The 25,742-nt window shown below is 42.8% G+C and carries 24 protein-coding genes; 8 read left to right on the plus strand and 16 right to left on the minus strand.

All coding sequences use genetic code 11. The annotated features are described in order from the left end of the window. The first annotated feature begins 8 nt into the window (after window positions 1-8). The 3 genes from AC59JO_RS25860 to AC59JO_RS25870 all read left to right on the plus strand — a co-directional run bounded on the left by AC59JO_RS25860 (window position 9) and on the right by AC59JO_RS25870 (window position 2,883). The gene (locus tag AC59JO_RS25860; RefSeq protein WP_413668501.1) at window positions 9-1,400 is read left to right on the plus strand and encodes an ATP-binding protein; all 1,392 of its coding nucleotides are present in this window, start codon (window positions 9-11) and stop codon (window positions 1,398-1,400) included. Window positions 1,401-1,462: 62 nt separating this feature from the next. Further along, window positions 1,463-1,840 carry a response regulator gene (locus tag AC59JO_RS25865; protein ID WP_413668502.1) on the plus strand — a complete coding sequence of 126 codons (378 nt, stop codon included), beginning with the start codon at window positions 1,463-1,465 and terminating at the stop codon, window positions 1,838-1,840. Further along, window positions 1,840-2,883, plus strand: coding sequence for an adenylate/guanylate cyclase domain-containing protein (locus AC59JO_RS25870; protein WP_497309113.1), 1,044 nt, complete (start codon window positions 1,840-1,842; stop codon window positions 2,881-2,883). Before AC59JO_RS25865 ends, AC59JO_RS25870 begins: the two co-directional genes overlap by 1 nt. Before the next feature lie 544 nt (window positions 2,884-3,427). Here AC59JO_RS25870 and AC59JO_RS25875 read toward each other — a convergent pair. Then, a complete protein-coding gene (locus AC59JO_RS25875) occupies window positions 3,428-4,306 on the minus strand; it encodes a YitT family protein (RefSeq protein WP_121810611.1) in 879 nt (292 codons plus the stop codon). Between the two features lie 13 nt (window positions 4,307-4,319). Then, a complete protein-coding gene (locus AC59JO_RS25880; protein WP_413668505.1) occupies window positions 4,320-4,895 on the minus strand; it encodes an HD domain-containing protein in 576 nt (191 codons plus the stop codon). A gap of 282 nt (window positions 4,896-5,177) precedes the next feature. On the opposite strand from AC59JO_RS25880, the gene AC59JO_RS25885 reads away from it, so the two are divergent. Together AC59JO_RS25885 and AC59JO_RS25890 are read left to right on the plus strand one after the other, a co-directional pair. After that, window positions 5,178-6,398 (plus strand): dicarboxylate/amino acid:cation symporter, encoded by a 1,221-nt coding sequence (locus tag AC59JO_RS25885; RefSeq protein WP_413668506.1) that lies wholly within the window; start codon window positions 5,178-5,180, stop codon window positions 6,396-6,398. A gap of 40 nt (window positions 6,399-6,438) precedes the next feature. After that, the gene (locus tag AC59JO_RS25890; protein ID WP_413668507.1) at window positions 6,439-7,053 is read left to right on the plus strand and encodes a trimeric intracellular cation channel family protein; all 615 of its coding nucleotides are present in this window, start codon (window positions 6,439-6,441) and stop codon (window positions 7,051-7,053) included. Window positions 7,054-7,237: 184 nt separating this feature from the next. Here the strand turns inward: AC59JO_RS25890 and AC59JO_RS25895 are convergent, their stop codons facing one another. From AC59JO_RS25895 to AC59JO_RS25925, 7 genes are all read right to left on the minus strand, one after another. Further along, window positions 7,238-9,517: a GH92 family glycosyl hydrolase gene (locus AC59JO_RS25895; protein ID WP_497309117.1), complete on the minus strand. Its 2,280-nt coding sequence runs from the start codon at window positions 9,515-9,517 to the stop codon at window positions 7,238-7,240. Between the two features lie 102 nt (window positions 9,518-9,619). Beyond that, window positions 9,620-11,122, minus strand: coding sequence for a RagB/SusD family nutrient uptake outer membrane protein (locus tag AC59JO_RS25900; protein ID WP_413668509.1), 1,503 nt, complete (start codon window positions 11,120-11,122; stop codon window positions 9,620-9,622). A 26-nt stretch (window positions 11,123-11,148) separates the two neighbouring features. Beyond that, window positions 11,149-14,550 (minus strand): TonB-dependent receptor, encoded by a 3,402-nt coding sequence (locus AC59JO_RS25905; RefSeq protein WP_497309119.1) that lies wholly within the window; start codon window positions 14,548-14,550, stop codon window positions 11,149-11,151. 278 nt (window positions 14,551-14,828) lie between these two features. Continuing rightward, a complete protein-coding gene (locus AC59JO_RS25910) occupies window positions 14,829-16,022 on the minus strand; it encodes a FecR family protein (RefSeq protein WP_497309121.1) in 1,194 nt (397 codons plus the stop codon). A gap of 100 nt (window positions 16,023-16,122) precedes the next feature. Next, complete coding sequence (locus tag AC59JO_RS25915) at window positions 16,123-16,719, minus strand: RNA polymerase sigma factor (RefSeq protein WP_413668512.1); 597 nt, start codon at window positions 16,717-16,719, stop codon at window positions 16,123-16,125. 177 nt (window positions 16,720-16,896) lie between these two features. Next, a complete protein-coding gene (locus AC59JO_RS25920) occupies window positions 16,897-17,448 on the minus strand; it encodes a pyridoxamine 5'-phosphate oxidase family protein (protein ID WP_413668513.1) in 552 nt (183 codons plus the stop codon). A gap of 113 nt (window positions 17,449-17,561) precedes the next feature. Next, entirely contained in the window at window positions 17,562-18,575 is a 1,014-nt protein-coding gene (locus tag AC59JO_RS25925) for a threonine aldolase family protein (protein ID WP_497309124.1), read from the minus strand. A 79-nt stretch (window positions 18,576-18,654) separates the two neighbouring features. Between AC59JO_RS25925 and AC59JO_RS25930 the strand changes: the two genes are divergently transcribed. Continuing rightward, entirely contained in the window at window positions 18,655-19,308 is a 654-nt protein-coding gene (locus AC59JO_RS25930) for a hypothetical protein (RefSeq protein WP_497309126.1), read from the plus strand. Window positions 19,309-19,634: 326 nt separating this feature from the next. Continuing rightward, a complete protein-coding gene (locus AC59JO_RS25935) occupies window positions 19,635-20,204 on the plus strand; it encodes a fasciclin domain-containing protein (RefSeq protein WP_413668516.1) in 570 nt (189 codons plus the stop codon). Between the two features lie 62 nt (window positions 20,205-20,266). On the opposite strand, the gene AC59JO_RS25940 is transcribed toward AC59JO_RS25935, so the two are convergent. The 7 genes from AC59JO_RS25940 to AC59JO_RS25970 form a co-directional block, all read right to left on the minus strand. Then, window positions 20,267-20,812, minus strand: a complete 546-nt coding sequence (locus AC59JO_RS25940) for a GNAT family N-acetyltransferase (protein ID WP_413668517.1) — start codon at window positions 20,810-20,812, stop codon at window positions 20,267-20,269. Between the two features lie 8 nt (window positions 20,813-20,820). After that, window positions 20,821-21,306: a hypothetical protein gene (locus tag AC59JO_RS25945; protein ID WP_413668518.1), complete on the minus strand. Its 486-nt coding sequence runs from the start codon at window positions 21,304-21,306 to the stop codon at window positions 20,821-20,823. A gap of 259 nt (window positions 21,307-21,565) precedes the next feature. After that, a complete protein-coding gene (locus AC59JO_RS25950; protein WP_413668519.1) occupies window positions 21,566-22,474 on the minus strand; it encodes an alpha/beta hydrolase fold domain-containing protein in 909 nt (302 codons plus the stop codon). Window positions 22,475-22,521: 47 nt separating this feature from the next. Continuing rightward, window positions 22,522-22,974, minus strand: coding sequence for a DoxX family protein (locus AC59JO_RS25955; protein ID WP_413668520.1), 453 nt, complete (start codon window positions 22,972-22,974; stop codon window positions 22,522-22,524). A gap of 29 nt (window positions 22,975-23,003) precedes the next feature. Beyond that, window positions 23,004-23,246: a MafI family immunity protein gene (locus AC59JO_RS25960; RefSeq protein ID WP_413668521.1), complete on the minus strand. Its 243-nt coding sequence runs from the start codon at window positions 23,244-23,246 to the stop codon at window positions 23,004-23,006. Window positions 23,247-23,304: 58 nt separating this feature from the next. After that, window positions 23,305-23,787 carry an NADH-quinone oxidoreductase subunit B gene (locus AC59JO_RS25965; protein WP_112655155.1) on the minus strand — a complete coding sequence of 161 codons (483 nt, stop codon included), beginning with the start codon at window positions 23,785-23,787 and terminating at the stop codon, window positions 23,305-23,307. Continuing rightward, the gene (locus tag AC59JO_RS25970) at window positions 23,780-24,394 is read right to left on the minus strand and encodes an NADH-quinone oxidoreductase subunit A (RefSeq protein ID WP_497309130.1); all 615 of its coding nucleotides are present in this window, start codon (window positions 24,392-24,394) and stop codon (window positions 23,780-23,782) included. Before AC59JO_RS25970 ends, AC59JO_RS25965 begins: the two co-directional genes overlap by 8 nt. On the opposite strand from AC59JO_RS25970, the gene AC59JO_RS25975 reads away from it, so the two are divergent. Then, window positions 24,393-25,607: a BaiN/RdsA family NAD(P)/FAD-dependent oxidoreductase gene (locus AC59JO_RS25975; protein WP_413668523.1), complete on the plus strand. Its 1,215-nt coding sequence runs from the start codon at window positions 24,393-24,395 to the stop codon at window positions 25,605-25,607. The two genes, AC59JO_RS25970 and AC59JO_RS25975, sit on opposite strands and share 2 nt — an antisense overlap. Window positions 25,608-25,742 lie beyond the last annotated feature (135 nt).

The following is a 25,742-nucleotide window of genomic DNA, read 5'->3' on the forward strand; positions in this document are numbered from 1 at the left end:
CAACCTTCATGAGTTTAGAACCTTTCCTTGCCGTATTTGTGATTACCCAATACAGGAGACACTTAAAAATTGATGGACTGCTTACCAAGTGGAACAAATACCTTAACATAGGCTATTATATAGCTATAGCAATTTTTATATTCGGTGTAAGCTTTGACCACGGGGAAAAGCTTACAACGATAATTTCGCACCTGTTTTTTTTAGGCGTAGTAATATGTCCTTACTATATCGACGACCTGAAATCAGGCAAACAACTGGCCTTTGCGTTGATCCCCTATGCAATTTTAGGATTGATAAAAGATGTATTTGAAAAGTGGTTTCCCAACTTTTATGACAACCATGAAGGCACTTTTCAAAGCTTCATTGGATTCGCACTCATCTGGGCGTTTTCACTTTGGCTTATCAGCCGTAAGCAAACCAAAGCGCTGGAAAATGAAAGAAAACAACGCTTTGCCGAGCAGGAGCAAAACCGTATGATGGCCGCTATGAAAGTAAACCTTGAAAGCGAAGTACGAGAACGCACAGCCGAGTTGACAAAGCAAACAGAAGAATTACAACAAGCCCTTTCTGAACTTAAAAGCACCCAGGCACAGTTGATCCAATCGGAAAAAATGGCCTCCTTAGGTGAGCTTACAGCCGGTATTGCCCATGAAATTCAGAACCCACTGAACTTTGTGAACAACTTTAGCGAAGTGAGCATCGAACTGCTCGAGGAACTAAAAGAAGAGGTACTTGACAAATTACCCGATGATGTGAAAGAAGATGCGGGCGATATCATTAACGACATTACCCAAAACCTGAGTAAAATAAATCAGCACGGCAAACGCGCCGACGCCATTGTCAAGGGCATGCTGCAACACTCGCGCGCTACAACCGGCAAAAAAGAGCCAACCGATATCAATGCACTTGCTGATGAATACCTCCGCCTAAGCTATCATGGCTTACGCGCTAAGGATAAATCATTTAACGCCGGCATGAAAACCAGCTTTGACCCCGATCTGGGTAAAATAGAAGCTATCCCGCAGGATTTAGGCCGTGTGTTGCTTAATCTCTTTAACAATTCATTTTACTCGGTTTCCGAAAAAAAACGAGGTCTTGGCGAGGGGTATGAACCGACAGTAACGGTTAATACTAAAAGGGTAAAATCGCCGGCAGGGGTCAATATGGTGCAAATTACGGTGGAGGATAATGGTACAGGCATCCCGCAAAAGGTGCTGGATAAAATTTACCAGCCCTTTTTTACTACCAAACCTACCGGGCAGGGCACGGGTCTCGGGCTTTCTATGAGCTATGATATTATTACAAAAGGGCATGGCGGCGAATTGAAGGTTGAAACTGCCGAGGGCGAATTTGCACGTTTTATAATTTGCATACCCGTTGGCAACGTTGCCCAGAGTTAAACGCCGGTAATTTTTACGTTTAAGCCCAATAAAACCACACAAAAATTTAACTTTGAAGTACTATGAAAATACTTGTTGTTGATGACGAGGCCGATGTTCAACCCTTGTTTTTACAACGTTTCAGAAAAGAGATCAAAAGCGGCGAAGTAGAGTTCAATTTTGCGCTATCCGGAGAGGAAGCGCTCCATTTTTTGGAAGAACATCATTCGCAGGTGGTCCTGATCTTATCTGACATTAATATGCCGGGGATGAGTGGTTTGGAGCTATTACGTAATATAAGGCATAACTATGAACAACCACCACCGGTAGTAATGATGATCACCGCCTATGGCGATGACGAAAACTATAAACAATCAATGGAGCTTGGCGCCAACGACTTTTTAACCAAGCCGCTTGATTTTAACAACTTAAAAGACAAACTTAAACACTTAGAACAATAATGGCCAAGATACTGGTAGTAGATGACGAGCAGGACCTGGAATTACTGATCAGGCAAAAATTCAGGAAAAAGATACGGGAAGGCGTGTATGAATTTGTATTTGCCCAAAACGGTTTTGAAGCGTTAACTCAACTGGCCTCCCACCCCGATATTGACGTGGTTTTAAGCGATATCAATATGCCCGAAATGGATGGGCTAACCCTGCTTACCAAATTGCCCGATGCCAATCCTATATTAAAAGCGGTAATGGTTTCTGCCTATAGCGATATGGATAATATTCGCACGGCCATGAACCGGGGCGCGTTTGATTTTGTTTGCAAGCCGGTAAATTTTGAAGATCTTGATATCACCATCGAAAAAACGCTGCAACACGTTATCGAGCTCAAAAAAACCATGCAGGCCATTAAGGAAAACAATATCCTGCGTATGTATGTGGATGAGAACGTGCTCAACTTCATGACCCACAAGGAGTTTGAGAACAGCCTGCTAAGTAATGAAACCATTGAAGCGACAGTGCTCTTTATCGATATATGCGGTTTTACCGCCATTACCGAGCACGTTGCTGCAAATACCGTTGTTGGCATGATCAATAAGTACTTTGATGTAATGGTACAGGAAATCATAGCACAAAATGGCCATATAGATAAGTTTATGGGCGATGCCGTGATGGCCGTTTTCCGTGGCGATTACCACCTTGACCGTGCCATTGATGCAGCTTTGGCTGTGCGGGATAAAATGCATGAGGCCGATGAGATCCAGGCGGGCGACAAAACTTTTAAACCCTCTGTTTCTATAGGCATCAATTCGGGCGAAATGATCTCTGGCAATATCGGTTCGGCCACATTAAAACGGCTGGATTATACTGTAATAGGCGATGCCGTTAACCTGGCCCAGCGCCTGCAAACCGTGGCACAAGCCAACCAAATCATTGTAAGTGCCGATGTTTATGAACAGGCAAAAGGTTCGTTTGCACTTAATAAAATTGGAGAGGTAAGTTTGAAAAATAAGGCTAATCCTGTGGAGATTTACGAGGTGGTGGATTAAGTCTTAAGTCGGGAGTAAGGAGTACAAAGTCGTCAAGAATCAAAGCTTCAACAATTGCACTCGTCTTCAACGGGCGCTTAAAATGGGTTGGCGATTTCATCGCATGGGCGTTATAAACGCAAGCCTTTATTAAGCACTTCTGCCGTTGTTGGTGTTGCCACCACAGGTGTTCGGAAGATTTTTAATTCCCTCCTTGGGGAGGGGTGCGGCAGAGTTGTGTAGTGGCAGGGAGGGGTTTATGCGCCATTTCAAACGGGTAATCCTATCGGTGAAACCCCTCCCTACACCCTCCCAGGGGAGGGAATCGCACAATCCCCAGCTTTTTTTATTTCTTCCGAACACCTGTGGTGGCAACACCAACAATGGCTACGGTTATAATTTTTTCATTGAAGCTGGAAGCTTAAGCAATGCCCACTCCGGGTTACGCTCCGCTAAACCCGAAGTAGTCTTGTTATTTAACAGTAATGCCATCCTTTTGGGATGGCATTACTGTTTTTCGCTGTAAACGACTTATGACTTAAAACTAAAGACTTAGAACTTTCAATTAATGATCCCTTACCTTTTTCTTCAACACCCCGCCGGCAGCTTCTTTAATACTATTAGTAAATACGAAAGCTTTAGGATCGATGCTATGAACCAGGTTTTTTAACCTGCGTACTTCTAAACGGGTTACCACAGTGAAGATGATATCTACCGGTTGGTGAACATCAAAACTCTCCTTCATAAAGCCACGCTCACCTTTGTAAATCGTGATCCCACGACCAAGTTCCATCACAAGTCGTTCTTTAATGATCTCACTTTGACCAGAGATGATATTTACCGCCGTGTATTCTTCCAAACCGTCAATAACAAAAGTGATGGTGCGCGATGCTGTGTAATAGGTTAAAATGGAGTACAATGCTGTAGGCAAACCCAATTCAACAGCTGCTATCAGGAAGATGATAATGTTGATACCTAAAATGATCTCGCTAATGGTGAAACTGCTGCGTTTCAGCGTATATAAAGCCAATATCTCTATACCATCCAGTGCGCAACCGCCACGAATGGACAGCCCTACACCCAGGCCCATAAACACGCCACCAAAAATAGACACCAATAGTTTATCCTGGGTTATAACCGGGTATTCTATAAATTGCAAACACAGGCCAAGTCCAATTACACATGCAAACGTTTTTAATGCAAATGATTTATTAACCTGGAACATGCCCATGATAATAAAAGGGATATTGGCTATGATAATTACATAGGCTATATTGAAATGATAAAGCTCATGAATTAACAATGAGATGCCGGTTACCCCGCCGTCAAAGAAACTATTGGGTACCAAAAAACCTTTTAAAGCGAAACCGCAGAATAAAATACCAATGATAACTGTTACTACATCTTTGATAACTTCTTCAATTTTTAAACCCGGCTGTGTCATTAATAGCAGTATTTTATAGTCGTTGTGTGATAGCTGTTAAGTGTTCGTTCTTACATTCAGCCCTGAGCCTGAGCGCAGTTTGGGTGAAGTAGTGATGGCTCTGCAGGAATTTCACCTGCTGCCTGTCCCACTCCAATTCCGATTCAAGGTGATCTGTAATTACAAGTTCCGAAAATAACCTTTTACTGAGGATAAAAAAATCATTTCGGCCCAAATAATCTAAATCGGCATCACAAATTATCTGCCCTAAATGATTATGAGGGCTTTGCGGCATTTTGGTTGCCATAATAATATCGCAAACCTGCTCAATTTCATCAGTAGTATAACCAAATTGAGGTAGATATTCTCGTGCGTTTTTGCATGAGCTTTCCTCATGATTGGCTTGCCCAAATAAAAAACCCGAATCATGATAATAAGCTGCAGTGAGCAATAGCTGTAATTCGTGCCCGCTTACCTCCTCACCCGCCGCAATTTGTTTTGCCGCGGTATAAACATCAAGGGCATGATCGGCATTATGGTAATGAAAATGTTCGGGGAGTTCGTTTTTTATTTTGTCGAGGATAAAGTCCCCGGCTTGTTCTACTTGCATTCAGTATTTATAATAGGCGCTAATATATAAATTTAGGAGGGATGCGATGATCGGGAAAAATCTTATTTAAGATAGGAGGCTCCTATGGAGCCATTTAGATTCTGTCTATTTTACGACTCCATCGGAGTCTCCTATATCGATAATGATGATTGCCCTTTTTTTATCAAGAACAAAGAGATTACATTTCCACAAACATGTCAAATTCAAAATAGATATGGATTCAACTGGCACAATCATGTACCTCTACATTAAAAACAAAACCTAAACAATTATCTTAGCACAATGAACAGCTGGTTTAAAAACTACAAAGGCATCATCCTATTAATAACAGGTATCATCATTGGCAGCATTGCCGGAGCTGTTTTAGGTAGTAAGGTGGAAATAATTAAGCCCATCGGTGATATTTTCCTAAACCTGCTGTTCACGGCTGTTGTGCCGCTGGTTTTCTTTGCCATAGCTTCGGCCATTGCCGCGCTGGATGGCTCGCAAAAACTGGGGAAATTACTTGGCGTTACCTCGCTGGTATTTGTGTCAACTGTTGTGATTGCTGCTGTAGTTACCATTATAGCCATCTGGATCTTCCCAATTCATCAGCACCTGGTAGCCAGTCCTATCACCGAGGCTATCACCAAAAAGCCCTTCGGCGATCAACTCACAGCTTTGTTCACCACCGGCGAGTTTTACCAGCTATTATCCCGTAAAAGCATGCTCGCCATGATCATTTTTGCAGTGATTACCGGTTTTGCCACACTGCATGCAGGTGAAAAAGGCAAAGCTTTTGCCGGCTTTTTGCATAGCGGTAACGAGGTTTTCAAGAATATTTTTAGCCTCATCATGAAAATAGGGCCAATTGGATTGGGCGCTTATTTTGCATACCAGGTTGGCGTGTTTGGCCCGCAATTATTTGGAGGTTATGCGCGCTCTATGGCTTTGTATTATGGTGTCGGCGCTTTTTATTACCTGGCTTTGTTTAGTCTTTATGCATTTATTGCAGGCGGAGTTAGCGCAGTTAAGCGCTATTGGAAAAATAATATCGTACCATCAGCAACGGCTGTGGGCACCTGCAGCAGTATAGCCACTATACCGGCAAATTTAGATGCCGCTAAAAAAATGGGGATTTCCGATGCTATTGCCAATATCACTATTCCGCTTGGGGGGACTTTGCATAAAGATGGTTCAAGCATCTCATCTATAGTAAAAATGGCGGTGGTGTTCGCGCTATTCGGTAAAAGTTTTAATAATGCCGAAACTATAATCATAGCACTTGCCATGACCGTTTTGGTGAGCCTTGTTGAAGGCGGCATACCCAACGGCGGTTACATAGGCGAGTTACTTTTTATTTCCGCCTATGGTTTCCCGCCTGAAGCGCTTCCTCCGGCTATTATCATTGGCACCCTGGTTGACCCAATGGCAACCTTATTAAACGCCACCGGAGATACTGTTGCAGCAATGTTAGTAGCCCGGTTTACGGAAGGAAGAGACTGGTTACCCCCTGCCCCCTAAAGGGGGAATCCTGATAGATTATTCACTTAATATTACCGATATGCTTCACATCCTTTATATTATAGCTATCATTGCCGAAGCCATGACGGCTGCCCTTTCTGCAGGACGAAGAGATATGGATTGGGTTGGCGTTTGTATTATAGCCTGGGTAACAGCATTAGGTGGCGGCACTGTTCGCAACATATTATTTAATCACTACCCCATGAGCTGGGTTGAACATCCCGAGTATTTGGTGATTACAGCCGGGGCAGCCATATTAGCCGCTGTCATCGCCCGCATCATGACCAAAATGAAAACGTTGTTCCTTTACCTGGATGCCCTCGGTTTAGTGGTATTTACCATTATTGGCTGCCAAATAGCGGAACAGATTGATCTTCCCGCACTTATTATTTTGCTAAGCGGCATGATAACCGGCTGTGCCGGCGGCGTACTGCGCGATGTATTATGTAATGAGGTACCGTTGTTGTTTCGTAAAGAAGTTTATGCAAGTGCATCCATTGTTACCGGGGCATTTTATTTAGGGATTGAACATTTAGGTGCGCCCGCTGGGATATCTATAGTAATAGCCTGCGTTATTGGTCTAACGCTGCGTTTGCTGTCGATCAAATACAACTGGCAAATGCCCAAGTTTGTGTACCGGGAAGAATGGCATTGATTCTTGATTTCGGAATTGGGATTTTCGATTTCGGATTTTGCTTTACGTCAGCTGAAAGCTGACACGTTGGTTCACCACGGGCTGAAAGCCCGCGGCAGTTGTGTATAAAACAGCAAGGCGAGGTTTTCACCTCGCCTTGCTGTAAAAATATCCACCATTGTTCCCCCTTCAGGGGGTTAGGGGGTTACTCCGTACTCAACGAATACGGAACATCGCTAACCTTAACACCTCTTGCTTTATTGGGCTGAGGTGCCATATTAAAGTTAAGCACAGCGCCCTTTTTTAGCTCTGAGTGGCTTAACCAGGTTAAATCATATGGTTTGCCGTTAACATTTAATGTGTTGATATATTTATTACCAAGGCTGTTATTGACTGCGTTGATCACAACTTTTTTACCATTCTCGAGATTTAGCGTAATTTTCTTAAACAGCGGTGTACCTAACACGTATTGGTCGCTGGCCGGAGTTACCGGGTAAAAGCCCATAGCCGAGAACACGTACCAGGCAGATGTCTGGCCATTATCCTCATCTCCGCAGTAACCATCAGGGGTAGCTTTGTAAAGTTTTTCCATAGCATCACGCACGTGGAATTGGGTTTTCCATGGCTCGCCTGCATAGTTGTACAAATATATCATATGCTGGATAGGCTGGTTGCCATGCGCATACTGCCCCATGTTCATGATCTGCATTTCGCGGATCTCGTGAATGGTTTCGCCGTAGTAGCTATCATCAAATACTGGCGGCATGCTGAACACCGAATCAAGTTTGGTAATAAACTTCTGACGACCGCCCATCAAATCGATCAAACCCTGCATATCCTGAAATACGCTCCAGCTGTAATGCCAGCTATTACCTTCGGTAAAGGCATCACCCCATTTAAACGGACTGAATGGTTTTTCAAACGTACCATCCTGGTTTTTACCACGCATCAATTTGGTTTCCGGGTCAAACAGGTTTTTATAGTTCATGGCCCTTGTTTTGTAAATGCCTATCTCTGACTCTGGCTTGCCAAGCGCTTTACCTAATTTATAGATAGCAAAATCGTCGTAAGCATACTCCAATGTACGGGCCGCATTCTCGTTGATCTTAACATCATAAGGCACATACCCTAATTTGTTATAGTACTCTACACCCTGCCTGCCTGTAGCCTGCGGACCAGCATTGTTGGCACCATGTACCAGTGCGTCCCATAAAGTATTGATATCGTATCCACGCAAACCTTTTAAATAAGCTTCAGAAACAACAGAAGCTGAGTTATTACCGATCATCACCGCCGAATAACCCGGGCTTGACCATTCAGGCAACCAGCCACCCTCTTTATAGTCATTGATGAGCCCTTCCTGCATTTCTTTATTGATAGACGGATAAACGAGGTTCAGGAAAGGATATAAAGCCCTGAAGGTATCCCAGAAACCGGTGCCGGCAAATTTATAACCCGGGAACACTTTACCAGTAGATGCGCTGTAATGTACAATCTTATTGTCTTTGTCTATTTCGTACAATTTGTTCGGGAAGAACACCATGCGGTAAAAGCATGAGTAAAAAGTACGCATCTGATCAACCGAGCCTCCTTCAACCTGCAAATGGTTCAGGGTTTTGTTCCAAACGGCTTTTGCTTTTTGGCAGGTTACATCAAAACTATCCTTACCCTGCTCGCGCTCCAGGTTAAGCTCAGCCTGTTCAATGCTGATGAATGACGATGCCACACGCAGATGAACTTTTTCGCCTTGCGTAGTTTTAAAACCAACTAAAGCGCTCGCATGCTCAGCTTTCAGCTCAAGGCCATCAGCCTGTGTGGTATCGCTGAAAGTATGTGCATAAGTGATCGGTTTATCTACATAAATAACAAAGTAGTTTTTAAAGTTTTTAAGCGGTCCACGCGCGTATTTAGTAGAGTAGCCTACGATCTTCTTTTGATCGGGCATGATTTTTACATATGAGCCTTTATTCAGCGCATCGATCACAATAAACGAGCTATCAGTTTGAGGATAAGTAAACCTGAATTGAGCCGAACGCTCGGTAGGCGTAATTTCGGTAGTTACGTCGTGATCGGCCAGGTAAACGCTGTAATAGTAAGGTTTAGCGGTTTCGGCCTTGTGCGAGAACCAGCTGCCCCTTTTATTTTGGCCTACCACAGCGTGTTTGGTAACCGGCATAATGGCAAACTGCCCATAGTCGTTCATCCATGGTGATGGCTGGTGGGTTTGTTTAAATCCGCGGATCTTGTGCGCATCGTAGGTGTATGCCCATCCATCTCCCATAACACCTGTTTGCGGTGTCCAGAAGTTCATGCCCCATGGCAGGGCGATGGCGGGATAAGTGTTACCATTTGAAAGGTCGTAGTGTGAATCGGTACCCATCAACGGATTGATGTATTCAACAGGGTCGGTAACTTTATTAACCTGCTGAGCAAAAGTACCCGAGGCCAGCAACACGGATGTGATAAGTACCAGGGCTTTTTTCATTGTCTAATGTTTTGTTTTTTGGTGAAACGTTTTACCAGCCGTAAATATAAAAGACTGGCTTGATATGGCCAGTCTTTTATGTGTATTATTTGCAATATACAATTACCAACCCGGATTTTGGGTCAATTTACTGTTAGTGCTGATTTCACGCTGCGGTATAGGCCACAGGTAGTATTGTGTTTTAAAGGTTACCCCCTGTTCAGTTTGTGAAGCTGTAGGATCGGCAAAGGTATTTGACTGAGGCAGGTAAGCCATGTGGGTACGCTGCATATCAAAGTACGCTTTGTTTTCATAAGCAAGCTCATGATAACGCTCCCTCCAGATGGCCTCGCGAAAGGTATCTTTAGTTAAATTGCTTAACGGGGCCAGTTTGGCACGTGCACGGATAGCGTTAACCGCCGCATAAGCATCGGCAGTTGGACCATTTACTTCATTTGAAGCTTCAGCATAAATTAACTGAGCTTCCGGTAAACGCAATAAAGTCCAGTTCTCATCACTGTTACCGCTTTGTGCAGCACTTTCAACATGGAAATATTTGTAAAGTGCATGCTCACCAAATTGGATGATGTTGCTCGGGTTACCGTACTGCGGATAGCTTGAGAAATAAAACTGACGCTCCTGTGTACGAAGATCACCCGATTCATAGCTTGCTACAAATTGGTTGGTTGGGATCATAGCACCCAGGTGGTCACCATATGCACCAACCAACAGGTTGAAAGGAATAGTTAACTGAGGTATAGCATTGGTTTGAGTACCTACCAGGTAATTGATCTGGAATATTAATTCCTGTTGATTTTTATGAGCATTATCATGCAGGTAAGCATAATCGGTAAACAATGAATACCAACCCAAAACAGGTTGAATTTCAGATGCTGCTTTAGCATAGTTTTCAGTTTGCTTAAGCGGGAAACCTGCAGTTGTTAAGTAAACGCTGGCCAGTAAAGTTTTCACCGCACCCAATGAAACACGGCCGGTTGCATCGGTATTTGGCATACCGGATGCTTCAGCTGCCTGCAAATCGGCAATGATTTGTTTATAAACATCGGCTACAGGTGTGCGTGAAGGATACAAATCAGGGCTGCTTACACTTTGGCTTTTAGTTATCAAAGGAACATCGCCATACAGCCTAACCAGGTGATAGTAATAAAATGCCCTAAAAAAGTAAGCCTCACCTATCAGCTTCTTTTTTAACCCGTCATCCATAGGTGATATGCCGGGGATATTTTCAATAGCAAGATTAGAGTTGGCAATGCCTTTATAGCAGTTGTACCATACAGTTTCAAAACCTGGGTTAACCGCGTCTGTACGCTGGTGGATCACGTTACCGTTGTTCACGCTTTGTCCTAACGAAGTAGCGTGGCCGGCAAATAGCTCCAACGTAATAAAAGGGCTTTCACCATAAGCATCTCCGTTCTGGAAAAAATACATTACGTTATATAAACCATTTACAAAGGTTTGAGCCTGATTTGAGCTGGCAAAATAATTACTCTTAACAAAGTTACTCTTATCTTTTTCATCAAGATATTTTTTGCAGCCACTGCCGGTAGTAGCAGCAAGGATAAGTAAAAGACCACCTACCCGGTATTTTTTTAAGTTAAATTTCATAATATGATATTTTAACATTTTTTAAATTAAAGACTAACATTAACACCTAACAGGAAAGTACGTGGTTTTGGATAATCGTAAAACTGGATACCCTGTGTAAAGTTGCTTGAGCCGTTGTAGGTTGATACCTCTGGATCGTAACCGGTGTATTTGGTTATCAGGAACAAGTTTTGCGCCTGTGCATAAACCCTTAAGCGGCTCAACTTTAACTTTTTAAGAATATTGTCATTAAAGGTATAGCCAAGTGTTACTGCCCTGCCACGGATAAAATTACCGCTCTCAACTTTGGTTGAATAGATCTCGGTTTGATAACGCACGTACGCAGGTCTGCTTTCGGCGATGCTGGTGTTTTGGTTAGTTGGTGTCCAGGCGTTAAGTACAGTTGCGTAGCTGTTAGCCTGACCTGTACGGTCCTGACCAGAGTGACGGGTAAGGTTCATGATCTGGTTACCGTAGTTAAACTGCAGGTCAACACCTAAGTCGATGTTTTTGTAACGGAAGTTGTTGCTGAAAGTACCGTAGCCATCAGGTATTGATTTACCCAAAACCACTTTATCGGCAGCGCTAACTTTGCCGTCGCCATTAGTATCCTGTATTTTCAGGTCGCCTGGTAACAAGCCATATTTAGCAGCTTCAGCGGCTTCAGCGGTACCCCAGGTTCCAAGCACTTTGTAACCATAGAAGCTACCGGCCGGCAAGCCAACACGCATCAGGTTAAATTGCGACAGGAAGGTTGGGGCAAGGAAAATATCATCATTAGATGCACCTAACTGAAGGATCTTGTTTTTTAAGAAAGAAATATTAAATGTTGAGTTCCAGGTAAAGTCCTGAGTTTTTATCGGAGTAGCATTGATCGTAAACTCCAGACCTTTGTTTTGTAAACGGCCTATATTCTTATATACCGTTTGAAAACCACTTGTTTCCGGTAGCGGTGCATTTAATAATAACGCTTTGGTTTTTTTCAGGTAAGCATCAGCTTCAATGTTTAAGCGGTTGTTGAACAAGCCTAATGAAAAGCCTAAATCATACTCAGCAGTTTTTTCCCATTGCAAATCCTCGTTACCGATAGAAGTTTGGGTAGTACCTACTGCGCTGTTACCGCCGAAAGCATAGCCAACAGTATTGATGTTTGCCAGTGAACGGTATTCGCCAATTTCGGAGTTACCGGTTAAACCATAGCTCAACCTGAATTTCAGATCCGATATAGTTTTATTATCTTTTAAGAAATCCTCCTGCGATGCTCGCCATGCAAACGCCGCAGATGGGAAGAAACCATATTTTTTATTAGTACCAAAACGTGATGAACCGTCTTCACGACCGGTTAACGTTAACAGGTATTTTTCGTTATAGTTATAATTCAACCTGCCGAAAAATGACTGCATTTGCCATGCATCGTAGTCAGACTCCGGCTTGTTAGGTACAATACCGGCAGATAAGTTGTAATACTGATAAAAATTGTCAGATAATGTACCGGTTGATCCTTTTAACCGCAGCTGCTGATAGTTTTGACGCTCGGCACCTACAACAAAGTTTACATTATGTACCTTATTAAAGGTTTTGTTATAGGTAAAGTAGTTTTGCCATTGCCAAAACGTTCTGTTAAATTCTTCTATTGAAGCCGAGCTGTAGCTTTGACCGGCAACAGGGCCACCAACAAGCCCGCTTTGGGAAGCAGGATTATAATTGGCAGACGTAGTTACACCTAAAACGCTGCGGAATTCAAGACCTGGCAACAGGTTTAAGTTCAAATAACCATTACCACTGAATATACGGTTACGGGTAAGCGACTGAATTTCATTGGCCTGGGCTACCGGGTTATCACCGCCTTCAAGGTTTGGATAATCGGTACGTTTGCCATAGGTTCCGTCAGGATATCTTACAGGAATAAAAGGCACCATCTCAATCAACATACGCGGGATATTGTTACCGCCTGTACCCTGATCCTGGTTGCGGCCATCCTGGTAGTTATAGTTTAACGTAGCGCCAACTTTAACCCATGGCTTAATCTGGTTATCAACTGTTAAACGCACATTGTAACGTTTCAGGTAGCTGTTAAGGATAATACCTTCATCATCGGCGTAGTTCAGGAATAAACCATAGTTGACATTTTCGGCACCACCGGTAAACGAAACGTTATGGTTTTGGCTTACTGAAGTACGGGTTGTAGCTTTTTGCCAGTCAACATCATACAACGGGTTCAGATTTTGGTCGAACAGTTTACCGATGAGGGCTGTTCTTTGTGTTACAGGATTGCGGTCGGTATAGTCGCCTGCAGCCCAGCCGGTAGGGTCGTATTTTTTGATATTAGCGTAAGAAACATCCTCAATCTGCATAAACTCTTTTGAGTTAAGCACAGGTATTTCCTTAAACATATGGTTTACTGCCATATAGGCATCATACGAAATAGTACCGCCTTTTTTACCTCTTTTAGTAGTAACCAAAATTACACCGTTTGCACCGCGTGTACCATAAATAGCGGTTGATGATGCATCTTTCAGTACGTCGATAGTTTCGATGTCATTAGGATTAATAGCGTTACCGCCTTCAGTCCAAACTACACCATCCACAACATACAATGGATCGGTATTGGTATTGATAGAGCTGTAACCACGGATCCTGATTTTGGTTGCGCCACCCGGTGCACCAGAGTTGCTTGATACGTTTACACCGGCAATTTTACCTGACAATTCCTGCTCCAGATTGGTTTGCGGGCGCTCCTGCAGTTGCTTTGCACCTACGCTGCCCACCGAACCGGTAAGGTCAACCTTTTTAGCGGTACCGTAACCAACTACAACCACTTCGCTCAGCGCTTTTGGCTCTTCTGTCAAAACAACGTCGATCTGGCTTCTGCTGCCGATAGGTACTTCTTTGGTTGTATAACCAATAAATGTAAAAATCAGTGTACCGTTACCATCGGGTGCATTAATGGTGTATTTACCGTTAATATCGGTTTGCAAACCAACATTGGAACCCTTTACCCTAACAGTAACACCCGGAAGCGGACCTTTGGCGTCGCTTACCGTACCTGTTACTTTAATTGGGGCAACAGCTACCTGCGATACAACAGGCTCATCCTTCTTTTTTACAACAATGGTTTGGTCAAAGATTTTGTAGGTAAGAGGCTGATCTTTAAAGCACTGATCAAGTGCATTTTCTATAGATACATTTGCAACTTCAATGTTGATAGCTCCGGCTTTTGATACATCCTGTTTATCATACATGAAATGATAGCCTGTTTGCTTTTCAATTGAACGGAGTACTTTTTCAACGGTAGTGTTTTTTTGGTGCAAAGTAACTATCTGGCTATAACTTTTGGCACTCACATTGGTAAGGGCCGCAATTATAATAAAGGCAGTTAGCTTCATGGCCAATATAAATTTGCGTAATTGAGGCCATGCCAAAGGCGTGGCCTTAGAATTAAAATTCATAAGTTTGTAGAGTTTGGGTTAAACATTAACTTTCAATTCGTCGATTGTAGATTTTTGGGACCCAGATATTTAGGCCGGGAAAGTACTGCGAATACTTCCCGGTTTTTTTTATATGCTGATTTTGGGGTTCAATACACATGTTCAAACACATGATAAACCGTTTTACCATCTTGGGCCCAAGGGGGGTCGGGCTAAATGATCTTAGGTATTTCTTCCATCATAGGGTTGTTTAAATTGTTAACAATTGGTTGCTTAATATAGTAGGTATAATAATTATGCTATTGTTGTATGGTAATGCGCTTATCTTCAATTTTAAATTTCACCCCGGCATAACCAAGCATGTTCATTAATTCGGATGCTTTTACATTTCGGGAGATCCTTCCTGTAAATTCGCGCTGCGGTATTTTGCCTTCATAGGCCACCTCAACATCATACCAACGGGCAGCCTGCCTCATAATGGCATCTATCCCCGCATCCCTGAATTGAAATATTCCGTCTTTCCAGGCTATTTCATCATCTACATCAACATCGTTAAGTACTTTCAGTCTGCCCGCTTTATTGAGTAAAGCCTGCTGTCCCGGCTTTAAAATGCCGCTTGCAGTACCGTTAGTTATTTTCACCGAACCTTCTAATAAGGTAGTTTTCATTTCGGCTTCGTCATTATAAGCCATTATATTGAAGTGCGTACCTAAAACCTCCACTGTTGTGTTATCAGATTTAACCCTGAAAGGCATCTGCGCGTTTTTAGTAACTTCAAAGTAAGCCTCGCCGGTGATGGTGACCTCACGCGTTTTGCCCGTAAACCTGGTTGGAAAACTTAATGATGAGGCCGAATTCAGACAAACCTTGCTCCCATCAGGCAAAACCAGCTGATACTGGCCACCACGCGGAGTTGAAATAGTATTTATAACCGGGGCATCAGCATTAGTACCAGCCTCATAAACCAACTGGCCGTTGCGGGTTTTATTGATCCTTGTAGCCCCCTGTTGTGCCAGCAAACCATTCTGGGCACTATCAAGCGTAATGCTTTTACCATTGGCCAACGTTAAAACAGCTTTGTTGCTACCCGGTAAAGCATCATTTTTAAGATGAGTTTTGGCAATGGTCTTTTTTGTGACAACCTGTTTTTTTTGATTGCTGTACATGTAGGCGCCAAAGCCAACAATAAATAAAAGCGAAGCGGCAACACCCAACCTTCTCCAGTGCAAATTATTCTTCTTCACAGGCAGAGGATCGGCTTGTTCGATATTCTCCCGTAAGATCTGGTTGAGCATATCCTCACTTTTCGCCCTGTCAAAAAGAGGCCCCTGATCATCAAGTTTATCCCAGGCTTGTTGTATAACCGAAGCAAGCTCCGCATCAGTTGCCGATGAGTTGATGATTTCAAATAGTTCATCACGCTCGGCCTGCGTTGCGGTGCCGTTATAATAAGTATTAAACAAATAATCAAGCCGGGCGTAAAGTTCGCTCATAGTAAATGTTTTTCGGTATAACTGTATAATTGGCTACAGTGAGTTGGGGCAGATCTCATATACATGACACCTGATAGATTAAAAAAGGGGGTATTACTTTTTAAAAAAAATAAAAAAAGTGAATTAATGCCATTACCAATGCTATAACCTCCATATGCTCATGCACATAGTCTTTGATTGAAGTAGTAGCAATTTGCAGGTATTTTTTAACAGTTTCGCGGGATAGCTCCAACTCGTCGGCAATTTCGTGATACTTTAAACGGTTATGCCTGCTCATGAGGTAAACCTTTTGCTGCTGGGGAGGCAGCTGATCGATGGCCTCGTCAATCAAATTATAATACTGGTCTGTTACCTGCACTTCGGCGTTAAAAGGTACAATGCGGGTTTCTTCTAACTTTTTTAGCTGTATTTGCTCACGGGCGACCTTTCGCAAACAGTTTAGAGCGTGGTTTTTTGAAATTACAAACAGGTAAGCCTTGAAATTATCAACCCCGGTTAGTGTTTCGCGGGTCATCCAAATCTTCATGAAAACGTCCTGCACAATCTCCTCGGCCAATTCAACAGAATGGGTTATACGCAAAATATGAACGCCTAAACGCTGATGGTAAGCTGAAAACAACTGCCGGAAAGCAAACTCATTACCCTGAGCTACTTGCAAAAGCAGTTCTTTCTCATTTGATTGAGTAAATTCAAACATAGGCTAATGTATGGTTGCTGCAAATATTATAAAAATCGCAGTATTTGCAGCATTAATAATTATATCGATGAAATCAACATATAACTATAAAGAAATCGGAATGTTTTAATAAAAATACAACGGGCTCCTATTCCCAATAATTATTTAACTATTAAGTATGTATTAAATAAAAGAGAATCAATACAATGGCGTTGGCAAACCATCCAAACTAACCCTGTTTTTTTCTTGCTTATAATCGGCCAGCCCCTGCTCGCCTTTCTTTTCGGCCCATTTCATAGCATAATCACGCTCGCCTAAATACTCATAAAGTGGTACGCTGAAACCACATGAAGTTTGCACCATGTCAATATCTCCCACTATTATTTGCCGGGTTGCCATATGGATCTTAAAATGTGACGACAACTCATTCCACTCATCATTACTACTATCGGGTAAAATACTGTAACCTTTACCATATAAGCGCAGAATGTTTGGAGGTCCGTCAAAAGCGCAAAACATAAAAGTTATGCGTTGGTTTTCGAGCAGGTGGGCGGCAGTTTCATTACCACTGCCAATAATATCCATATAAGCTACCCGGTTATTGGAAATAATCCTGAAACTGGCATTATCTTTTGGCGAAAGGTTTACATGCCCACCGGAACTCAACGGAGCTGTTGCCACAAAAAATATTTTTTGATGGGCGATGAAATCCTTGTGATGGTCAAGTATCTCATTAAAAAACTTACCCATAATAAAAGGTTTTAATTAACGATACTCAAATATAAGCATAATCGTTTTAGCATCACGAAAAATAAATAGCCTGGGCCAAAATCATCTCTGAATATTTTGGTCCAGGCTCAACGTTATAATCCCTTCAATGTCTCTATCGTATACTCCACCTGCTCGGCGTGTACATCAAGATGTGTTACAAAGCGGATTCGGTTTTTACCTGTATCACTTGCTTTAATACCCTTTTCAGCAAGTTTAGCAAGTACAGCGGCAGCCGGTTCAACCGTATCAAACAACACGATATTAGTTTCAACCGGGACCACATTACCTACCCATGGCAAACGGCCCAACTCCTCACCTAAAATACGGGCATGGGCGTGGTCTATCTTCAGTCGTTCAACATGATGATCAAGCGCGTAAATCCCCGCGGCAGCCAAAAAGCCGGCCTGGCGCATACCACCACCTAATACTTTGCGAATGCGGCGTGCATATCTGATGGTTTCTTTATCAGCTAATAAAACCGAGCCTACGGGTGCGCCTAATCCTTTTGACAGGCAGACCGAGATACCATTAAAATACTTTCCATATTCAACCGCAGCATCACCGGTGTGGGTGAGCGCATTAAAGATGCGTGCACCATCGAGGTGAAGTTTTAAACCTTTCTCCCGGCACAGACTGGCTATAGGGTTGATATTTTCGAGCGTATAACAACTACCACCACCTTTGTTAACGGTATTTTCCAAAACTACCAAGCTGGTATGCGGATAATGGATATTTTCGGCATTGATCTCGGGCTCTATCATTTCGGACGTAAGGATCCCGCGGTAACCCTCTAATAGCCGGGTTGAAACCCCGGAGTTAAAGGCTATCCCCCCACCCTCATACCGATAAACGTGCGCTGTTTGATCGGCAATGAGTTCATCAAGCGGTTGTGTAAAACATTTGATAGCTATCTGGTTGGTCATGGTGCCCGAAGGGCAAAATATAGCCGCTTCCATACCAAACATGGCGGCGGCTTTAGCTTCAAGGGCGTTTATGGTTTCGTCCTCGCCAAAAACATCATCCCCTACTTTGGCGCTCCACATGGCTTCGAGCATGCCGGGCGTTGGCTTGGTTACTGTATCGCTTCGTAAATCAACAGTCGTCATATTAAATTTATAAAATTTGCGTTCTTTGTATCAGTATTCTGAACATGTTATGCGCTCAATTTTAATCATTTTATTTTTCATGCTGTGTTTTGTATCAGCAAAATCGCAAAAATGGCAACAAGGTAGCTTTACCGATATAAAGGGCAACCGCGAAACCGGGCTGATCCGCACCAATCCTTCAGGAAAAGGGCCGATAAAAGGTGAAGGTTTTATTGAATTTAAGGACAACGAAAAAACTAATCCCTATAAATTAAGCGCCAGCGATTTAAGATCATTTGTTGTTGGACAGGATAGTTTTGTTGTGGCACACGCTCCGGCAAACGAATCATGGACCAAAGAAGAAACTGACTTTGTGAAAGTAGTAATTGACGAGCCTGTGAAACTATTTATGGCAAAAGGAGGCAAAGGCGGCGGTGGCAGCGGCTTCGGCATTACACCTGGAATAGCTGCAGGATACGGTACCGGAGGCTACGGCGGTGGAATTGGCGGCGGCATTGGCATTAACCTTGGCGGCGGTGGCGGCCGGGGTGGCAGCTCAAAAACAACATACTATTATGGCGAAACCACCGCCGGCATGAAACGCCTTACTGACGAAAACTTTGAAGATATCATGAGTGACATCATGGGCGATGAACCGGACCTGGTTGATCAGATCCACGAGCATAAATTTAACCTTAAAAGCATTGATAAGCTCATCGCTAAATTTGATGAGCTGCAAAAAGCAAGACAATAGATCTCTTTATCAACCGACAAACCAATAGATGACTATCTGATACTTTCAGGTAGTCATTTCTGTTTATAAACATGTGTAATTTACTTTACTCGATACAGTTTGTCTCAAATCTCACGTCTCAAATCTACTATCTCAATTTCTTTTTTCTTCCCTGACCGTCACGTGTTTAACCACAAATATTAACAAACCAAAAACTATTTATCGTAATTAAAAGTTATTAAACTATAGTAATTAACCAAATAAATAACTTTTAATTAAAAAATATCGATACAAACGGCTACTCATTACATTTTAATTCACTAACAAAAACAGAAAGAAAGATGAACATGAAAAAGTCAGTTTTAATAGCCGTTGCTTCGTTAGCTATCGGATTTTTCTCAACCCAGGCGATGGCTCAGACTCAGGACACTGCTAAAACAACTGCTGCTCCTGCAGCTACATCAACAGCTACCGCATCGGGTGATGTGGTTGGCGTGATGGCAACTTCAACTAATTACGCGCCAATGGCACTTGCAATAAAATCAGCACAGCTTGAGCCAACTTTGCAGGCACCTGGCCCGTTCACCATATTTGCGCCAAACGACGTAGCTTTTAGCAAATTGCCAAAACCACAGTTTGACGCACTGATGAAAGATCCGGCCAAATTTGCACCTATATTGAAATATCACGTAGTTGCAGGTAAATACACCAAAACGGATATCATTAAAGCCTTAGGCGCAGGTAAAGGTAAAGCCGACCTGAAAACTATCGACGGGCAAACATTGCATTTGTCAGTAAATGATAAAAGCAACCTGCAGATCACCGATGCGAAGGGTAACGCCGTATTGGTTACCGCATTTGATACAGAAGCAAGCAATGGTGTAATACATGGTATTAATGGCGTTATGATGCCTTAGTCACAAAACACTTTGTTTAAATTTTAAATCCATGAAAAACCCGGCCTATGAAGCCGGGTTTTTCATTTATGGCTGCGCGCAACCCAGGAATCTTTGGTTAGCTGATAGTCAAGAAAAATATGCTCGCCATTATCGGAAGGGAAATGACCAGCGAGATAAAAACCATTTTTTATAAGTAGCTTAACTGAGCTTTCATTTCCCCCGACCGGACAGGCAGCTATCACCTCAAAGCCTGCCGTTTCAAAACCATACTTAAGCACCGCTGATAAAGCCTCCTGCATTAAACCCTTTCCTTGTTGGTCCGGGTAAAGCTCATACCCAATTTCTGCCTTTTTATCGGTCAGCTCAAGGTTCCAGTAGCAAATGGTTCCAATGAGATCGTTATCGTCTTTTAGCGTTATAGCCCAGTAAAAACCCTCGCCCCTGCTTATTATGCCTTCTATCTTTTTAATAAATGAGCGTGCTCCATCAATAGTAATATCGTTGGAACGCCCAAGATATTTATTCACTTCGGCATTGGAGCGGATTGCCATAATCTGCGGAGTGTCGGAATCAAGCAATCCGCGCAAGTGCAAACGATCGGTAGTTAGCAAAGGCATTTCAGACATATGAATAGCTATTTGATTTTCTTATTTTCCCTGTCGGCAATAAATACAACGGGTAAGCCTACACAAATTACCAGTGTTAACATCCCCGATAGGATGGTGCTTACAGGGATATGATATCCCGGCTTCGTGGTTATTTTGCTTAAAGGCACTACACCTAAATTCATAATAAGCCACGCCGCAATACCGTAAATAACCGCTACGAAGTATTTATTGCGCAACCCGTTATAAAAGAAAGGATAAAGCAGGAAAAATACCGCACTAAATGAAAAAGCAATAACGTAATGAAATATTACGCCAGCTACGATAATTTCGGCACCTCCCGCAAAAGCCGCCGGACCGAAGGCGCCGCTGGCAATAAATTTAAAAATAACGCCAGGATTTACTTTATAATTCAGGATCATGGCTGCAAGACCATCGAGCGTACCCGTTATAAACCCGGCGAACAGAATATTGACAAGTTTACTTTTCTTCTTCGGGTTTACTTTTTTTAACATGGGTAGAAATTATAGGGGCTAAATTTATGCTTTTAGAACGCTGTTTAAAAAAGAACAGAAAGTTTTTTGTAGAGATGCATAATTGCGTCTCCCGAAGGACAAGCCGATTTAAAGGCTCCTAATCCTGTCGGAAATTGCATGCGGGAGACGCAATTATGCGTCTCTACATTAAAAACAATCAAATTTAAATAGCTTTTAAGATGCTATAAATTATATATGAAATACATTTTTAACCAATTGGCTTCCAGCAATCAGATTATCACTTCAGATATTTATCCATAAAATAAAACACCCTTTTTCTGATATCTTCAGCATCAAACATTACCCCGTAGTGAGGCGCATTAGGCACAATGATAAGTTCATTTTTTACTCCTGCAAGTTTAAGGTATGAACTTAGCAAAACCGATTGCGTATAATTGACCGATTCGTCCTTTTCGCCCTGAACGATGAGAAATGGAGGATCGTTTTTATCAACGTAGGTGACCGGACTTGCTATATTAGCCAGATCGGGCCGGTCGATAGGGCAAGCGCCGAGCAGCAGGTTAACCGGGCTTTTAGGATCATTCACATCGCTGCCTTTTAGCGACAGGAAATTTGACGGGCCATAAAAATCAAGCGCGAGCTTGATTTTAAAATGAGGCTTGTTTCCGTTGGGATAAAACTCCTTAACATTATTGTTATTGGATAAAGTCAGTAACGATGCCAAATGCCCTCCGGCCGAAAAGCCAATCACCCCAAACTTATCCCTGTTAAGCTTATATTTTGAAGCGTTTTGATACAGAAACTCAATGGCCTGGTTACAATCCTGGATCTGTGCTGGAAATGGCGCAGTGGTACTCCAGCGATAATCGATAGAGGCCACAGCATACCCATTATCAATAAAGCCCTGAACGGTTTTCTGCATATAGCCCATGTCGGCATATTTATCGTTCAGCATCCAGGCACCGCCATGAATCCAGATAATAACAGGGTAGCTACCTTTTGCCGTTGGTGGCAGATAAATATCCAGCAGATGCTTTTTTAAAGTATCACCGGCATAGTTTATATCTCCGTACAATATAGTACCCTTTGGAAAAAATGGTTGTTTGGGGCTTGAAGTTTGGGCATGCGTTAATGCAGATAAAATGCAGATCAGAACGATCAGCAGGGTTTGGGCTATCTTTTTCATAATTGGTTAATTGCTTAAAGATAACGCATATCCTTAAAAATCAGCAATTAAATCCCCACCGAAAAATACAATACCCAGGCTATAAATAACAATTGCAAAGGAATGCGAAACCATAGGTAGCCGGTGCCGCTGCCATCATAAGTGGCCTTTTCAAAATTTACATGCTTGATAGTGGCATTGATATTTGCAGGAAGCATCACTACAAACATGATGAGTAAAATAATGCCTGCTATGTGCCTTGTGGCATTAACAATTAGCAAAGGCCCAAGGACTATCTCCATTACACCGGTTAAATGAACTAACGCACCTTTAAATGGAATAAAACCCGGCATCATCATGACCATGCCTTTGGTAAACATAAAGTGCCCCAACGATGCAAACCAAAGCATCAGCATCATGGCAACGTTACCACTCAGGATAATATTCCAATCGTCAATAAAAAGCCGCGAAATAACGGCCGTAAGGATAAAACTTATAATGAGAACGAGCAGGACTTTCATAAGGATTAAAGTAAGGTTAGATGTTAAGGTTAAGAGACTTCCTGTTTTATTAAAAGAATCAAAAAATCGTATTCATTAGCGGGTAATTTCAACTCACTTGCAATATCGACTACCATTGAGTAGAGTGCTTTGTTTATCTCAACATTATATTCATATATCTGGGTTATCACATGATCAAAACTTAGCCCTAATTCGTTATATTCAAGATAGTCTTTAGCTATTGCCAAATCTTTTCCACTTAAGCCCAATTGCCCGGCTAAATCTATCAGCACTAATATGCGGCCTTTGATACCTTTGTTTTTAAACCAGCCAACATATCATTGATCTTATTTACGCCTTGATCAACTGCTCCCCTTCAATCTTCTTTTGCAGTTCCAAAATAGCACCAATAAGTGCTTCGGGGCGTGGCGGGCAGCCCTGTACGTATACGTCAACCGGGATCACCCGGTCAACGCCTTTTACAACGTGGTAACCATGCTGCCAGTACGGGCCGCCGCAGTTGGAGCATGACCCCATCGAGATCACATATTTAGGCTCGGGCATTTGCTCGTACAGGCGTTTAATGCGTTCGGCCATTTTAAAAGTAACAGTACCTGCAATAATGATCACATCGGCCTGGCGGGCAGACGGGCGGGGAAAAACACCAAAACGGTCAAGGTCATAGGTAGAAGCCATAGAGCCCATCATTTCAATGGCGCAGCAGGCTATACCAAAGCTAAGCGGCCATAATGATGATAAACGCGCCCAGTTAAGCAGGTCGTTCATTTTGGTTACCACTACACCACCGTTCTCACTTGTTATATCGTTATTCATTTGCAGGCTTTTTAAAGGCGGGTTTAAACATAGGCTTACGTGCAGGCTCTGTTGACGGAGTGACAGTAGCAGCGGCACTTGCGGCAGTAGTTGTTATTACCGTATCAATATTAAAATCTTTTACTGTAAACCTGCTCTGCTCCTGGTTTAGCTGCTCATACAATGATGGCGGGATATGCACATCGGTGTGTGGTACAACAGGTTTCGGTTTTATCCAGTCCAGGTCGCCTTTGCGCCAAACGTATATTAAACCTACTATCAGGATGCCTAAAAACACAAACATTTCGGCAAGCGAAAGCCAACCCCAGCGCGTATCCTGCGCTGCAATTTCATGACTGCCAAACACTGTTGCCCATGGAAAAATAAAAACCATCTCTACATCAAACAGCAAGAAAACCAGTGCTATAACATAAAAACGCGGATTAAAGGGCAACCACGCATTACCGGTAGGTTCTTCACCGCATTCATACGAACTTAATTTTTCGGCATTGGGATTATTGGGCGCTAAAAGTCTGTTGATAAAAAATATCACGCACACCATTATTATCCCCGTAATAATAAAGATGAGTATCTTTCCAAATTCTGATATTTGCGAAACATCCGTCATGAGTACAAATTTAGTAAAACAAACAGATTTTGACGCTATAATAATTGGTGGAGGCGCATGCGGCCTCATGTGTGCCGTACAAGCAGGCTTTTTAGGCAAGCGGGTACTGGTGCTTGAAAAAAACGACCGCGTTGGCGCCAAGATCCTCATCAGCGGTGGAGGGCGTTGTAACTATACCAATCTTTATGCTACCGATCAACAGTTTATTTCTCAAAACCCACATTTCTGTAAATCAGCCTTTTCGCAGTGGACAGTTGATGACACCATCAGCTTTTTTGAAACTTATGGCATTACCGGCAAGGAAAAAACATTAGGCCAGCTTTTCCCGGTAAGCGATAAAGCAAAGGATGTAGTTGAAGTTTTTACTAACCTCTGCGATGATCTTGGACAGGAAATCTGGGTTAATGCCGAGGTTAAAGCAGTTGAAAAAACTGACGATGGGTTTACAGTACGCGCCGAAGTAAATGGCAAGCAGGAATATATAAGCGCCACCGGCGTAGTAATGGCTGCAGGCGGTTTACCCATCCCCAAAATGGGCGCTACCGATTTTGGTTTGCGTACTGCGCGAAACTTCGGTTTAAAAGTTACCGATACCGCCCCTGCCCTGGTGCCGCTAACCATTACCGGTAAAGACCAGCCCTGGTATGAGCAACTTTCAGGTAACAGTATTTTCTGTAGAGTTTGGAACGACAAGGCCAGTTTTGAAGAAAACATCCTTTTCACCCACTGGGGCCTCAGCGGACCGGCTATATTACAGATCTCCTCCTACTGGAAACCCGGTGAAACCATTAATATCGATCTTCTCCCCAATCAAAACATTGCCGACCTCATTCAACAGGAAAAAGAAACCAATGGCAAAAAAATGCTGCTGGCTTACATAGCATCCTTATATACCCGCAAGTTTGCCGAAGCTTTAAGTGATAAACTCCCGGCCGAGAAAAACATGGCATCATTGACTAAAGCTGAAATCGAAAGTATCAGCGCACTCATTCACGATTTTAAAGTAAAACCTGCAGGCGATAAAGGTTATGACAAGGCCGAAGTTATGCGCGGCGGAGTGGCTACCGATGAGTTATCATCCAAAACACTGGAAGCTAAGAAAGTACCCGGATTATTTTTTGGCGGTGAATGCGTGGATGTTACCGGATGGCTTGGGGGCTATAATTTTCAATGGGCCTGGGCAAGCGGCTTTGTTATTGCGCAAAACATATGACCGTTGATTTTTTTGATTACGCTGATTCATTGATGTTATTGCCCATTTGCCGTCGCTCGGCTCCTGCCGAGTGTCAGTTATTTCCAGGCCTCTGGCCTATATGCCCTCAATAGGCTGACGTCGTCGGCCAGAGGC

The organism is Mucilaginibacter sp. A5337 (genome assembly GCF_059690695.1).

What these genes read in the sequence shown, in the direction of transcription:
- AC59JO_RS25945 (WP_413668518.1), bottom strand. Translation starts at nt 21,306, where the DNA reads ATGTTAAAAAAAGTAAACCCGAAGAAGAAAAGTAAACTTGTCAATATT.
- AC59JO_RS25870 (WP_497309113.1), top strand. Translation starts at nt 1,840, where the DNA reads ATGGCCAAGATACTGGTAGTAGATGACGAGCAGGACCTGGAATTACTG.
- AC59JO_RS25875 (WP_121810611.1), bottom strand. Translation starts at nt 4,306, where the DNA reads ATGACACAGCCGGGTTTAAAAATTGAAGAAGTTATCAAAGATGTAGTA.
- AC59JO_RS25900 (WP_413668509.1), bottom strand. Translation starts at nt 11,122, where the DNA reads ATGAAATTTAACTTAAAAAAATACCGGGTAGGTGGTCTTTTACTTATC.
- AC59JO_RS25965 (WP_112655155.1), bottom strand. Translation starts at nt 23,787, where the DNA reads ATGAATAACGATATAACAAGTGAGAACGGTGGTGTAGTGGTAACCAAA.
- AC59JO_RS25880 (WP_413668505.1), bottom strand. Translation starts at nt 4,895, where the DNA reads ATGCAAGTAGAACAAGCCGGGGACTTTATCCTCGACAAAATAAAAAAC.
- AC59JO_RS25865 (WP_413668502.1), top strand. Translation starts at nt 1,463, where the DNA reads ATGAAAATACTTGTTGTTGATGACGAGGCCGATGTTCAACCCTTGTTT.
- AC59JO_RS25890 (WP_413668507.1), top strand. Translation starts at nt 6,439, where the DNA reads ATGCTTCACATCCTTTATATTATAGCTATCATTGCCGAAGCCATGACG.
- AC59JO_RS25950 (WP_413668519.1), bottom strand. Translation starts at nt 22,474, where the DNA reads ATGAAAAAGATAGCCCAAACCCTGCTGATCGTTCTGATCTGCATTTTA.
- AC59JO_RS25975 (WP_413668523.1), top strand. Translation starts at nt 24,393, where the DNA reads ATGAGTACAAATTTAGTAAAACAAACAGATTTTGACGCTATAATAATT.
- AC59JO_RS25885 (WP_413668506.1), top strand. Translation starts at nt 5,178, where the DNA reads ATGAACAGCTGGTTTAAAAACTACAAAGGCATCATCCTATTAATAACA.
- AC59JO_RS25920 (WP_413668513.1), bottom strand. Translation starts at nt 17,448, where the DNA reads ATGGGTAAGTTTTTTAATGAGATACTTGACCATCACAAGGATTTCATC.
- AC59JO_RS25860 (WP_413668501.1), top strand. Translation starts at nt 9, where the DNA reads ATGAGTTTAGAACCTTTCCTTGCCGTATTTGTGATTACCCAATACAGG.
- AC59JO_RS25940 (WP_413668517.1), bottom strand. Translation starts at nt 20,812, where the DNA reads ATGTCTGAAATGCCTTTGCTAACTACCGATCGTTTGCACTTGCGCGGA.
- AC59JO_RS25915 (WP_413668512.1), bottom strand. Translation starts at nt 16,719, where the DNA reads ATGTTTGAATTTACTCAATCAAATGAGAAAGAACTGCTTTTGCAAGTA.
- AC59JO_RS25925 (WP_497309124.1), bottom strand. Translation starts at nt 18,575, where the DNA reads ATGACGACTGTTGATTTACGAAGCGATACAGTAACCAAGCCAACGCCC.
- AC59JO_RS25955 (WP_413668520.1), bottom strand. Translation starts at nt 22,974, where the DNA reads ATGAAAGTCCTGCTCGTTCTCATTATAAGTTTTATCCTTACGGCCGTT.
- AC59JO_RS25905 (WP_497309119.1), bottom strand. Translation starts at nt 14,550, where the DNA reads ATGAATTTTAATTCTAAGGCCACGCCTTTGGCATGGCCTCAATTACGC.
- AC59JO_RS25910 (WP_497309121.1), bottom strand. Translation starts at nt 16,022, where the DNA reads ATGAGCGAACTTTACGCCCGGCTTGATTATTTGTTTAATACTTATTAT.
- AC59JO_RS25970 (WP_497309130.1), bottom strand. Translation starts at nt 24,394, where the DNA reads ATGACGGATGTTTCGCAAATATCAGAATTTGGAAAGATACTCATCTTT.
- AC59JO_RS25895 (WP_497309117.1), bottom strand. Translation starts at nt 9,517, where the DNA reads ATGAAAAAAGCCCTGGTACTTATCACATCCGTGTTGCTGGCCTCGGGT.
- AC59JO_RS25935 (WP_413668516.1), top strand. Translation starts at nt 19,635, where the DNA reads ATGAAAAAGTCAGTTTTAATAGCCGTTGCTTCGTTAGCTATCGGATTT.
- AC59JO_RS25930 (WP_497309126.1), top strand. Translation starts at nt 18,655, where the DNA reads ATGCTGTGTTTTGTATCAGCAAAATCGCAAAAATGGCAACAAGGTAGC.